At 45.3% G+C, this 13095-nt stretch carries 12 protein-coding genes; 3 read left to right on the top strand and 9 right to left on the bottom strand.

The genetic code is table 11. The features are described 5' to 3' along the window. Together AC27IJ_RS01110 and AC27IJ_RS01105 are read left to right on the top strand one after the other, a co-directional pair. Complete coding sequence (locus AC27IJ_RS01110; RefSeq protein WP_312444760.1) at nucleotides 1-846, top strand: tyrosine-type recombinase/integrase; 846 nt, start codon at nucleotides 1-3, stop codon at nucleotides 844-846. Between the two features lie 72 nt (nucleotides 847-918). Beyond that, nucleotides 919-2139 (top strand): AAA family ATPase, encoded by a 1221-nt coding sequence (locus AC27IJ_RS01105; RefSeq protein ID WP_313151749.1) that lies wholly within the window; start codon nucleotides 919-921, stop codon nucleotides 2137-2139. Between the two features lie 126 nt (nucleotides 2140-2265). On the opposite strand, the gene AC27IJ_RS01100 is transcribed toward AC27IJ_RS01105, so the two are convergent. Genes AC27IJ_RS01100 through AC27IJ_RS01090 form a run of 3 tightly spaced genes read right to left on the bottom strand, consistent with a single transcriptional unit; the run spans nucleotide 2266 to nucleotide 4632 of the window. After that, nucleotides 2266-2712: a YwiB family protein gene (locus tag AC27IJ_RS01100; RefSeq protein WP_312444763.1), complete on the bottom strand. Its 447-nt coding sequence runs from the start codon at nucleotides 2710-2712 to the stop codon at nucleotides 2266-2268. Nucleotides 2713-2725: 13 nt separating this feature from the next. Beyond that, a complete protein-coding gene (gene murI / locus AC27IJ_RS01095; protein ID WP_312502844.1) occupies nucleotides 2726-3544 on the bottom strand; it encodes a glutamate racemase in 819 nt (272 codons plus the stop codon). A gap of 23 nt (nucleotides 3545-3567) precedes the next feature. Then, entirely contained in the window at nucleotides 3568-4632 is a 1065-nt protein-coding gene (locus AC27IJ_RS01090) for a D-alanine--D-alanine ligase family protein (RefSeq protein WP_312502842.1), read from the bottom strand. Between the two features lie 95 nt (nucleotides 4633-4727). Here AC27IJ_RS01090 and spoIIR point away from each other — a divergent pair, with 95 nt between their 5' ends. Beyond that, complete coding sequence (gene spoIIR, locus AC27IJ_RS01085) at nucleotides 4728-5384, top strand: stage II sporulation protein R (RefSeq protein ID WP_487147267.1); 657 nt, start codon at nucleotides 4728-4730, stop codon at nucleotides 5382-5384. Here spoIIR and AC27IJ_RS01080 read toward each other — a convergent pair. The 6 genes from AC27IJ_RS01080 to AC27IJ_RS01055 all read right to left on the bottom strand — a co-directional run bounded on the left by AC27IJ_RS01080 (nucleotide 5353) and on the right by AC27IJ_RS01055 (nucleotide 13086). Further along, complete coding sequence (locus AC27IJ_RS01080; protein WP_487147266.1) at nucleotides 5353-6549, bottom strand: TolC family protein; 1197 nt, start codon at nucleotides 6547-6549, stop codon at nucleotides 5353-5355. The two genes, spoIIR and AC27IJ_RS01080, sit on opposite strands and share 32 nt — an antisense overlap. 3 nt (nucleotides 6550-6552) lie before the next feature. After that, nucleotides 6553-7704, bottom strand: a complete 1152-nt coding sequence (locus AC27IJ_RS01075) for a TolC family protein (RefSeq protein ID WP_487147265.1) — start codon at nucleotides 7702-7704, stop codon at nucleotides 6553-6555. Nucleotides 7705-7837: 133 nt separating this feature from the next. Next, nucleotides 7838-10879 (bottom strand): efflux RND transporter permease subunit, encoded by a 3042-nt coding sequence (locus tag AC27IJ_RS01070; protein ID WP_312444773.1) that lies wholly within the window; start codon nucleotides 10877-10879, stop codon nucleotides 7838-7840. Between the two features lie 12 nt (nucleotides 10880-10891). Further along, on the bottom strand, nucleotides 10892-12031 hold the full coding sequence (locus AC27IJ_RS01065; RefSeq protein WP_487147264.1) for an efflux RND transporter periplasmic adaptor subunit: 1140 nt from the start codon (nucleotides 12029-12031) through the stop codon (nucleotides 10892-10894). A 22-nt stretch (nucleotides 12032-12053) separates the two neighbouring features. Beyond that, nucleotides 12054-12677: a TetR/AcrR family transcriptional regulator gene (locus AC27IJ_RS01060; protein WP_312444777.1), complete on the bottom strand. Its 624-nt coding sequence runs from the start codon at nucleotides 12675-12677 to the stop codon at nucleotides 12054-12056. Nucleotides 12678-12897: 220 nt separating this feature from the next. Continuing rightward, nucleotides 12898-13086, bottom strand: a complete 189-nt coding sequence (locus AC27IJ_RS01055; RefSeq protein ID WP_312444778.1) for a hypothetical protein — start codon at nucleotides 13084-13086, stop codon at nucleotides 12898-12900. Nucleotides 13087-13095 lie beyond the last annotated feature (9 nt).

Below are 13095 nucleotides of genomic sequence, written 5' to 3'. Positions count from 1 at the left end.
ATGTTAAATGAAGAATTGTTAATTGATTTTAAGAAGTTTTTGAAAAAAAAGAATTTATCAAGTAATACCATCACAGCCTATGCAGGCAGCGTCCGGCTTTTTTACAGCATGTACAAGGAAATCACACCGGAAAGCCTTCAGCGTTATAAGAACTACCTGATTACCCGCTACCGTCCTGCAACCATCAACCAGCGGATCTATGCCATGAATCATTATTCCCGCTTTTTGGCGGAAACCTATGGAGAGGAATTCATTTTAGTCGCCTCTTACCACTTACCTTCCGTGAAAGTCCAGCAAAAAACATTTCTGGATACCGTTATTTCAAATGAAGATTATGATCTCTTTAAAAACAAATTAAAAGAAGAGAAAAATTATTTCTGGTATTTTATCGTCCGCTTTCTGGCAACAACAGGCGCCAGGGTCAGTGAACTGATTCAAATCAAGGTAGAGCATTTAAACCTGGGCTATCTGGATCTTTATTCCAAGGGCGGAAAGCTGCGCCGCATCTATTTCCCTGATTCTCTATGCGAAGAGGCACTGGAATGGTGCCACAGCAAGGGCAAGAAAAGCGGTTTCCTCTTTTTAAATAAAGATGGACGTCTGATCACCCCACGGGGGATTAATTTTCAGCTAAAACATCTGGCAAGGCGTTATGGGATAGATCCTGACACGGTTTATCCTCATTCCTTCCGCCACCGTTTTGCAAAAAACTTTTTGGCCTGTTTTAACGATATTTCTCTTTTGGCGGATTTAATGGGGCATGAAAGCATCGAGACTACGAGAATTTATCTCACCCGTTCCAGCCAGGAGCAACAGCAGCTCCTTGACGAAATTATCACATGGTAGACAACTTTTTTGTATTCTTATTTATTTTTACACACTTTTACAGTATAATCTCGTAAAGGAGGATAATAAACCATGATAATTTCTTTTCGTTTTAAAAACTTCCGTTCCTTTCTGGATGAAACTTTTATTGATATGAGGGCAGTTAATTATAAGGAACACCCAAACCATTTGGTAATGGCAGGCAACAAGAAACTGATTAAGACTCTGGCCGTATATGGAGCAAACTCCAGTGGTAAAACCAATCTTTTTCTCGCTTTTACCAGCTTTCATTCTTTTATTTTCTGGCAGCTTTTTTCAATGGAGGACATTCCAAGAAAACATTTTATGTCGCTCCTGCAGATCAGCTCCTTGGACAAGATCCTTCCGTTCCTGGATGAGAGAGCCAATTCCCAGCCCACGGAAATGGAGCTTTCCTTTATCAGCGAAAAGCGGGTCTATGAATACGGCTTCTCTGTCCTCGACAGGAAAATTCTCTCGGAAAATCTGGCCGTGGATAACCATGTGGTATTCACACGGAATGACGATGAGATTACCATTGGACGCCAATATGAAAAGGCCTTACGCCAGAAGGCAGGGATCCGCCCTCACGAGGACCGGTTATTCTGTTCTATTTTATCATGCCTGGATATTCCCGAAATCACGGCAATCATGGAACCTTTTGAAACCTTTTTTTCGAAGCAGATTGCCTATTACTGCGACTTCCTTGAACCATTCCAGCTTGCAGGTCACTTAATCATGGATGGAAGGGTATACAAAGCCCTTGAAAACCCGGAGGCTCTTAATTATGCATTGGCGCAGCTAAGAAAGCTGGGAATCCCGGCAGAAGAATTTATTATTGAAAAGGGAATCCCTAAGCTTGGATACCGTGTGAAATCCCGGGAAACCGGCGAGTACAAGATGCAATATATGGACTACACAAAGGTTTCCCTGGGCACAATGAAATACCTTCAACTATTTATACAGGTTTACCATCTGTCCCAAAGAGGTGGTGTTCTGATCATAGATAACATATCAAACGAATTCCATCCGGCTGTTACTAAATTTTTTATTGATTCTTTTCAGCAGGATAAAAATTTAAACATACAGATTCTTTTCACGACTTATGATATCTCTATATTAAATAATCAGCAGTTCCGCCGTGATGAAGTAGCTTTTGTGGATATAAACGAATATCAGGAATCCAGGCTCTACACCTTAGCAGACATAAAGGTCCGGTCTGACGCCAGCTTTTCCAAAGATTATCTCTTAGGCAAATATGGGGCAATTCCGCTTCTTAAAGAATGCATTTTTTAAAATAATTAAAAGGCATACTGCTAATTGAACTGACCTCTGCCAAGTAGACAGACAAAATATTTAAAAAGTTTTTATATTTAAACTGTCTACTTTAGAGGTACCATATCAAATGGCATATGTCTTTTTTTAATTTAAAAGGCGAATATCCGCTGTGGCTTTGGAATGAATATCCAGCACAATGTTGCATTCCGTCACATGCTGGTAATTGATATCCAGAGAATAAGCCACCCGTACCTTTAAGCTGTCCTCTTCCTCATTAATCTGGATATCCTTTGTGCTGATCCCGATCATTAGTTCTCCAAAGGGCGTGGCATAGCATGACATATTTTTTTTATCCTTTTCAAATGTCATATGAACGCTGGAGCTGCCGCGTTTGATGATATCCAGACCAGACCGGTGGATTTTAATGGTGTTCTTGGTCACTCCCCCTGCTTCCTCCTGGATCTCGTCATACAGAATGTAGTGATTGCCGTTTTTCAGGAAATAATCACCGGCTGTTATCATCTCAACCGAATTGCTGTCATCTTCTGCAATCTGCATCCCGCTGATGCTAATGAGAACATCTCTTGTCATAGTAAAAACTCCTTTAGTACTCCTCAATATTGATTTGCTTTGTCTCTTTCACCTGTCCCGGAAGGATGGAAGCGGCAAAACTGGTGAACTTTTCTGCCAGATCACTGACATAGAAATGGTACTTTTCCAGATCACTGCTTTTCTGCACGCATAAAAGGTCATTTTCTTCCAAAACCTGTTTTAACTCTAAGGCCGTTTCATAGGCGGGGTTTACCAATGTCACCTCCGGCCCCATAAGCCTTCCCACGGTAGAACGCAGAAGGGGATAATGGGTACAGCCAAGTACCAGTGTGTCAATATATTTTCCCTTTAATTCACTTAAATATCTGGAAGCGATCTCATCGGTAACAGAATCGTGCAAAAGCCCTTCTTCCACAAGAGGAACCAAAAGAGGGCATGGCTTTCCGGTCACTTCAATATCTTCTTTCATTTCCTTCATCACTCTGGTGTATACTCCGCTCCGAATGGTACCTTCTGTTCCAATGATGCCGATCTTCCCGTTTTTCGTAGATTCTACGGCGGTTCTTGCCCCTGCATGGATTACACCCAGAATGGGAATATCTACTTCCTTTTCCACGGCCTCAAGGGCGCAGGCGGTGGCAGTATTACAGGCAATCACGATAGCCTTCACATCCTGGGTCATAAGAAAGCGTATGATCTGTCTGGTAAAACGGACCACCGTGCTGCAGGATTTACTGCCATAGGGCACTCTTGCCGTATCTCCAAAATATACAATTCTTTCATCCGGCATCTGCCGCATGATCTCACGGGCAACCGTAAGCCCGCCAACGCCGGAATCAAATATTCCAATGGGGGAATTTCTGTCTGCCATTAAATTTCCTCTTTCCTGCCCTGCTATACCCGGCCGCGGTCCATTGCATGCTCCATCAGCCGGTCAACCAGTCGGTCCTTATTCATACCAGCCGCTTCCCAAAGCATGGGATACATGCTGATCGCCGTAAATCCAGGCATGGTATTGATTTCATTGAATACTACACCGCCGTCCTTTTTCACAAAAAAGTCGACTCTTGCCAGGCCATAGCCGTCTACTGCCTGGAAAATGGCCTTAGCGGCTTCTCTTACCCGCTCTGTTGCCCCCTCCGGCAGGACCGGGTCTACAACCGTCCTGGAGTCAGAGTTGTAATACTTTGCATCAAAATCATAGAATTCCGCTGCCGCAAGGATCTCCCCTACTCCGGAAGCTTCCACCGGCGCGTTTCCGCCTCCAAATACGGCGCATTCGATTTCCCGGCCAACAATCATCTCTTCTACCAGAATCTTGCGGTCATGTTTTCCAGCTTCCACCAAAGCCTCCATAAGCTCCTGACCGTCGCCCGCCCGGCTAACTCCCTTGGAAGAGCCTGCATTGGAGGGCTTTACAAACACCGGGTAAGAGAACTTTTCCTCCACCTTTCCTACAACTGCCTCTATGTCCTTTAAGTCATGGCGCATCACCGGCACATAAGCTGCCTGAGTGACCCCCAGATCCTCTACAACGATCTTTGTATATAATTTATCCATGGAAATTGAAGAAGCCAGTACTCCGCAGCCCACATATGGAATTCCCGCCAGCTCAAGCAGCCCCTGGACGGTCCCATCCTCTCCAAACAATCCATGAAGCACAGGGAATACCACATCAACTCTGATGACCTCTGTCTTTTCCCCATCCATCAGGATAACACCACCCATGGTTGCATCAGGAGAGATAACAGCAGAAACCGAACCTTCTTTCCATGTGCCTTTTTCTATATCTTCAACAGAATCCGCTTTAATCCAGCGGCCCTCTTCTGTAATCCCAATTAAAATTACATTGTATTTCTCTCTATTAATATGGTTAATAACATTGACCACCGACATACAGGATACAATATGCTCCGATGACTGGCCGCCGAATAGTACAACCGCAGTTTTTCTATCCATTTTGCTCTCCTTATTAATTTCTCAATTTACAGTGTTTATATTATAGCACATATGGTAACAATTACAAATAGATTCCAGAAAAAGGAGGAACTCTAATGAAACAGAGACGTGATTTATTTCTATGTATCACCTGTCTTCTGATCGCATTTTTGCTTACCCTGTCAGACGGAAGGCAAAAGGATGAAGCCCTGGCCGCACGGATCGCCCCGGAAATCCTGCGTTTTCACGTACTGGCTAACAGCGACAGCTCAGAAGATCAAACCCTGAAATTAAAAGTGCGCACCATGCTGCTCAATTCAATATATGAGGATCTTGGCGAAAAAGCATCCCTTGAGGAAACAAAAGAATATGTCCTCTCTCACAAGGACAGCCTGGAAAGACAAGCAGAACACTACATGACAAAACTGGGATATGATTATCCCGCACATATGGAACTGACCAATTGTTACTTTCCCACCAAAACCTATGGAGACATGGTATTTCCCTGCGGCAATTATGAGGCCGTCCGGGTAAAAATAGGCGAAGGAAAAGGACGCAACTGGTGGTGCGTCCTTTATCCTCCGCTTTGCTTTACAGATTCTTCTTATGCGGTTGTGCCGGATACTTCCAAAGCAATACTGAAAAGCTCCATGGATGAATCTGATTATAAGATGATCAGCCGGGAAAATCCGAAGATCCATATCCGTTTCAAGCTGGCTGATCTGCTATCCAAGCCGGAACCTACTGCTCAGAAGACGTTACAATCCCCTTAACCGCCCACTGGTAGGTATTATACGCCTGATACAGGGTGTTATAGGCGCTCTGTTTTTCTCCCTCTGCCTGTGAAAATGCCATCTGGGCCTGCAAATAGTTTATCTTGCTCAGCATGCCCAGCTGATAGGAACGGTCAGCCTTCTGCTTTTCCAACACTGCCTTTTCATAAGCGGTGGAGGCGGCGTCATAGGCGGATTTAGACTGAAGGATCTCCTGATAATAGGACTGCATGGTAACCGTAAGGTTTTGCTCAGCCTCTGAAATACCGGCATCCTTGTTCTTTACACCGGTAGTTGTCTGGTTGGAAGCTCCGTGACGGTTTTCAATCAGGTCGTAATTATTTCCGATCGCTTTTGCTGTATCCGCTGCCAGGTCCAGGGTGGTAATAACGGAAAGATCCAACTGGGGGACCTCTCCGATCTGGACTGCCCCATCCGCCGGATACCCGGTCATCAGGCATAAGGAGCGCTTCAGGCCGTCAATGGTGTTGTCAAGCTGCTCAAGAGCCGCCTGGGCTGCCAGGACCCCTTTATTGGCTGCCAGAACATCTGCTTCTGTTGCCATGCCCTGTTTCTGACTTAGGGACTGTGCCTCATAACCTGCCATGCTTACGTCCAGCGCTTTTTGAACCACATCCCGATTGGCCAAGGCGCTGCTATAACCTATCATGATCTGGTCTGCGGCAGAAGAAAAGGTTTTTGAGTAGCGGTCAACATTTTTCTTGACCCCTGCGTTAATGCGTTTGATTCCTTTATTCATCATCTCCGCCCTGACATCCAGCCCCTTTGCCGTGTCTTTTAAGTTCTCGTATATCTCCATCCCCTCCTTGCTGTCTGTGGCTCCTGAATCTTTCATCGCTTGAGCATTGTCATTGAGATCCCGGATAGACATTCTCATTTCGTCATAGACATACTGCTGGTTGCTTAACTCATTTCCGGCCGAATCGGCTATGTTCTGAACATCAGGGTTAAAATACCTCACCAGATCAGAAAGCTCATCAAATTCTATGGTCTGATCGTAAAGTCTGTTCCACGTTTCCTCTGCCATTCCGTCAGGAATAGCCGTTCCCGTACTGCCGGGGCCTGCTGCCCCGTAAACCGGCAGGGCAGTGGAAAGAGCGAGCGTCACTGCCATACAGGCAGATAAGTAGCCTTTTTTTCTCATATCTTATAAACCTCCCGCCGAAGCCAGTCCGTTTACTGCATTATCATAATTCTGAACCGCCTGGAACAAGGTAAGTTCTGCTGTCTTTATGGCTAGATTCTTCGTGTCATACGCATTTTTCTGTTTCAGGTAATCTAGTTTGCTTAAAGAACCCAGGTCATATTTCCTCTGGGCAGTATCCATATTTTTACTTTCAAGAGCAAACTCCGCTCCTGCCTGGTCATACGCTGCCTTTGCCTGCAGAACCGCCCGGTAGCGCTTTGTCAAATCGGAACCGATATTCTGCTCATTGTTTGCAATCGTCCGGTTCAAGGTCTGTTTAGTCACATCCCCAACGGCATTTTCCAGCTTTCTCTTATTAATTTTTAAGGTATAGCTGTTGCTAAGGGCGGATTCCTTATCTGTGTCGGGGCTCATGGCGGCCATGCGTTCCATATTTACAGCCGGAATTTCAAGGATCTCAGGTACGTCGTTGTATTTCCAGCCCAGCATGACGCAAAGTTTTTGCCTGGTCTCCTCAACGGAAGATGTCAGCTTCTCAATGGAAGCCTGGGTGCTCTGAACACTTTCTAAGGCTCCCAGCACATCCACCTGGGTTGCCATTCCTGCATTTTGCCTTACCAGCGTAGACTGGTACACAGCCTCTAAAAGCTCTAAGCTGCTCTTTGCACTTTCCAGCTCATACTTCTGCTGATAATAGGCAACCATGGAGGACTGGGCCGTTGCCACAAGATTGGCTTCCTCTTGGTCATAGGTAAGCTGATATACCTTTAAATCCTCCACATTGGTATCTGCCATGGCTTCCGCCCGGTTGGCACTGGCCGCACCGCTTGCATCAGACACCGGGTCATCTCCGGTAATTGTGTTTCTGTAATCGTTTGCCGCATCCCGGTAATATTGGGCATTTTGGTCACTGGTAACCCGGTCATCTTTTTTCTTATCATTAATATCCAGCTGGTTTTTCTGAACCGTCACGTTATATTCACGGATCAGGCCGGCCAGTTCATCGTATTCCATCACATTATCCCTAAGCCTTGCCCACTCTTCAGGGGTTCTTGCAAACTCCGGGCTGCCGGCCCAGGCTGTTGCCGCCGGTCCTGAGACCGTCAACGCTGCTGCAAGGCAGTACGCACAAATATGTTTCCATCTTCTCATCCTTAATCCTCCTTAACTGGGATTTTTATGCTATATATCTGTCATTATCTTATCATATCCTGCTTGAAACATGAAATCCACTTTCTTCCATAAGGGAACCGGATTTCCCGAAGGTCCGGCTCCCTGCTGCCTCTTAATCCGGCAATAAACTCTTATCCGTCTTACCGCTCATAATGGAATAATATACCGGAAGCATGAGCAGCGATAAGATGGTGGAAGCTGTCAAACCACCCACGTTTACTAATGCAAGACCCTGCATGGTCTCCCCATTCTTTCCGACGGCCATAGCCATAGGAACCATGGACACCACTGTAGTGAGTGTTGTCATGAGGATGGGGCGGAGTCTGGTCGCTCCTGCTTCGATCAGGGCTGTGCGCTTATCCATGGTTGAGCGGTACTGGTTCACCGTATCCACATAAAGGATACCTGAATTCACCACCGTACCGATGAGCATCAAAAAGCCAAGGAGTGATGGCATGCTGATAGCAACTCCCGCAGCCGCCAGGAATCCAAAGGAGCCGATCAGGCTGAAGGGGATGGTCGTCATGACCATCAGTGAGAATTTGGGGGACTCAAACTGGGCAGCCATAACGATGAAGATCAGGAATATAGCCGTAGCGATCGCTTTAAACAGGCTGGAAAACTCCTCCTGCATGGATTCATCTTCACTGTTCTTTGCCCTTGTAACGATATCATTTAAATACTTATTTACAATCTTTTCATCAATATCCTTGTTTGCAGCTTCTTTATCCTTTTTCGTTTTAACTACATCGGTAAAGGAGCCTGTTATGGTAACCAGGTATTGTTTGTTCTTCCTGCTAATTGCGGAAGGACTGTCTTCATAAACGATATCAGCAATATCCGTAAGAGCCACAGAGCCGCCATAATTGTTTGGAACCATGATTCCCTCTACTTTATCAAGAGTATCATAGGAATCCTTTGGATATTCCACTTTAATATCAACTTCCTGGCCTTCCACATCCATGGTGGATGCTTTCGTACCGCTCAGCATGCTGTTTAATAAGCCACCCATATTGGCGGGTACAACGCCTTCTGCCGCTGCCTTTATAGGGTCAACCCGGACTTTTATTACAGGCGCCGCATTTTCCAGGTCCGAATGGACCTTAATGAGCTGTGGACTTTCGATCAGCTCTGCTACCATCTGGTTTGAAACGCTTTTCAGTTTATCCAGCTGGGAGCTTTGAAGAATTACCTCAAAATCATTTTTACTGCTCATTTCGCTCATGGAGGAGGTGGACTCTACCGTAACATTGCAGTCAGCAAGTTGGTTCATCTCCTTTTTCCACTTGTTTACAATCTCCTTGGTGGACAGCTTTCGGTCATCCTTTAAGTAAGCGGTTAAGGTTCCCTTCTTACCTCCACTAAAGCTTAGGCCGCTCCCTCCATAGTTTACCATATAGGACTTTAAATCTTCCTCACTGGTAACAATATCTTCCAGTTTCTTTAGGATTCTATCCGCCTCATCCACCTTAAGCCCAGGTTTCATCTCTGCAGAAACAGTGACCGTTCCCTGATCCACCTCGGGCATCAACTCAAAGCCCAGTCTGGTAGCCAGGGCAATGGAGGCAATCAAAAGCAGAACCGACACGATCATAACCATAGCACGTCTGTTAAGCAGCCTATCCACGATCCTTCGGTAGCCATTCTGCATTGCTTTTACAATTCCTCCCATAGGAGAATTTTGCTTTTCGATAGGACGGAACCGGCTGTAGCACAGAGGAACAATGGTAATAGCCGAAAGCAGAGACGCCAGCATACAGAATACAATTGTGTAGCCCAGCGGCTTAAAGAGCTGGCCTGTAAGGCCTTCCAAGAGTGCCAGAGGGATGAATACGACACAGGTGGTAATGGTTCCTCCAAGTATGGACTGCAGCACAACTCCTGTTCCTTCCAGCGAAGCCTGCATGTATTCCCTAAACCCGGTGCCTTTTTGGGAACGGAAACAGCTCTCCATAACCACTATTGAGTTATCCACCATCATACCTACACCAAGAACAATACTGCTCATGGTGATGACGTTTAAGGAAAAGCCCATGGCCGCCATTAAGATCAGCGACACCAGAATAGATACCGGAATGGAACTTCCTACAATTAGAGATGCCTTGATATCTCCAAAGAACAGGAAAATAATAATCATGGAAATGATAACCGCCATGATCATGGTGTCCTTAACACTGTTAAGGGCTGATGTGATCTGGTCACTGGTATCATCAACTACTACAATATCCAGATTGGGATATTCTCTTTTTAAAGTTTCAATGGTTTTTGTCACGGCCTTGGAAACATCCACTGCACTGTTTTTCTGCTGCTTATTAATGGATAAGGTAATGGTATCTTCCCCATTATACCGACCGATGGCTTCCTGATTTTCAGAGGTTTCCGTAATATCGGCAATATCCTCCATATAAATGGTCTTTCCATCGCCAGCCACTACAGGGACCTTTTTAAGACTTTCAATGTTCCCTACTTCTACCCCGGTGCTGACAGATAAATCACGCTTTCCCACTCCGGTACTTCCTGCCGGGTATGTAAAATCAGCTGCTTTGATGGCCTGGCTGATGGAATTCATGGTAAGATGATACTGATTCATCTTTTCCGGAATCAGCCGGACACTCACATAGCCCTTTTGGCCTCCGCTAACACCTATACTTGCAACGGAAGAGATTTTCTCAAATTCAGGTACAATCTTATTGTTCACATAGTTGTAAAGATTATTCTGGGATGAGTCCTTTACAGCCAGAGTCACCACCGGCATTTCATTGATATTGAACTCCATAACACTGGGAGTTTCCACATCGTCAGGGAGATCAACATTATCCATTTTCTTTTTCAGATCCGAATACGCCTTATTCATATCCGTACCATATTCATACTCCAGCATCACGATGGAGACATTCTCCTGGGAGCTGGACTGAACATTCTTAATACCCGACAGGGTACCTACGGCTTCTTCCACCGGCCTGGTGACCAGATCGTTCACATCCTCCGGGTTGGCTCCGGCATAAACGCTGCTGATCAGCAGCATCGGAAAGTTCATTTCCGGCGTCAGTTCCAATTTTGAGGACAAAACAGAGGACAAACCAAATACAATCAAGCATAATATTGCTAAGACGGTGGTTACGGGCCGCTTTAAAACGCCTTTTGTAATTCCCATTTTACCGCCCCCTTACTGTGCAGGATCCGAAGGTTCTGCTCCAGTTCCTTCTTCTGCCATGCCTTGTGCTGTCTGGGATTCGTTTTCATTCCCGCCTGCTAAAGTAACCCGGGATCCATCATATAATTCACTGGTCCATGTTGTCACTACCTGATCCTCGGCAGTGATGCCGCTTTGGACTTCCATATACTCATTGTTCGCCAGTCCTACGGTTACCGCATTCTTCTTAAGTGATCCATCTGCATATGTATAAATGAATGGGTTCCCGCCCTCATAATAAACGCTGTCAACCGGAACTGTAAGGACATTCTCCGCTCTTTGGGCGATTACGTAAAGCTTTACGGAAGTCCCCGTAGCCAGGGTATCTCCATCCGGAATGGAAGCTTTTACCTTGAATAAGCCGCTTGCCTGATCAATCATTGTGCTCACTTCTGTAATTGCTGCTTCATGATCGGTTCCATTCTTTTCTACCCTTATGGAATCTCCTGCCTTCAATCCTCCTACAATACGCTCCGAAACATAAAAGGTCAGGGATTTCCCTCCTTCCCCTGAAATAACGCAAAGGGTGGTCTGAGGGGAGACCATATCATGAACGCTGATGTTAAAGCTTTCCACACGTCCTGCAATAGGAGCCGTCACCTGGCTGCTTTCCATTTGGATCTTATATGCGATCTTGGCATTTTCATATTGAAGCCTTGCCATCTCCACTTTATCAGCCAGAGACTGATAATCTGCTTCCGCTACATCACCCGCTGCATAAAGAACCGAATAACGGTCCAGATTCTTCTTGGCGTCTTCATAAGTGATCCGTGCGGTTTCAGTGGTGATCCGTGTGCTTTCCACCTGTTTTGTGTCAATAACACAGAGTAGCTGGCCCGCAGATACCACGTCGCCGGTCTTAACTCCTACACTTGTAACTTCTCCTGCTCCAAGAGGCATGACATGGACAATGCTGTCAGGCTCAATTGTTCCGATCAGCTCATTGCTTATCTCAATGGTCCTGGTCTCGGGTTTTTCCGCAGTTACTGCCGGCGGAACCTCTGCTACAAGCTCTTCCTTCTTTCCCTCCAATACCTTTGGAAGAGTCAATCCTGCCACGGCCGCTACAATTACAACCGCCCCTGCAATGATGAATGTTTTTTTCTTAGTCATAGTAACTCCTTATTTGGCCATATTAAGATTGTAATGTTTGTTTACGAATTCCATATTGCAGAATTTCTAATTTTTCCTGGAAAATTTTCTTAATTTTTTCTTCATCTTCCTGATGATGATAATACCAGCCCATACAATGAGCAAGTTCCAAGAAGATCATGGATACCAGCTTGCCAAAAGTTTCTATACTCTTATCCTTAAAATCAGAGGTATCGATGGAACGGTACATCACTTCCTGCAGTTCCTGCTGGCCCCGGGTATTTTCCTTGCATAACTGATGGGTCATGCCAAACAATTTTTCGCTGTCGGCAATGTTCTTAATCAGCTGCAATACATTTTCTTTTGCATTGGCCATGCTGTATTGCAAAAACGTTTCGGCAGTCTTCCATAGATCACCCTTATTTTTTTCAGCGCAGTTCACCCAGCTATTCTGAAAGTTTTCAGTGGCATCTTCAAAAATATATCCCAGAACATCACGTTTATCTACAAAATAAGTATAAAAACTTCCTCTCGATATCCCTGCTGCCTGGATGATTTTATTGATAGAAGCTTTTTCAAACGGCACCCGTATAAACTCCTCCACCGCTGCATCGCGGATGGTTTTCTTTTTTCCTGCCGGAAGATTATAAAACCGCTCCGTTGGCATCTTTTCTTCTCTCCTTTCCCTTTTTCCATGTGAATCCTGCGACCACACAAAAAGGTGACAATATGCCATTTATTATAATGACACGTTGTCACCTTGTCAAGAAAGGTTATATTTATTTAATAATTTTTCTAATTCTGTTTATGATTACCAATTTCCTGCCATAATTTCAGGCAGGCACGCCCCGCTTTATTGGATGCAAGGGTAAGACAGCAGCTCGTTCCTATCTCCTGTCCAAAAGCTCCTTTAAGGCTTCATCGCTCTCTTCAATCCACACATCCTCTTCCTCTCCACTCAGGCCGAGAAACCGGGCAAGAGTTTCGGCTGTGCCGCTGTTATTCCATTCTTCAATAAAATCATCAATGGCCTCAAATTCTATCTCACCGGCCAGATACCTCTCCTTAAATGTCATAAAACACCT

The organism is Lacrimispora sp. YZC11, from assembly GCF_057543815.1.
Note: the sequence above shows the minus strand (reverse complement) of the source record. Positions and strands in the feature narration are given on the sequence as shown.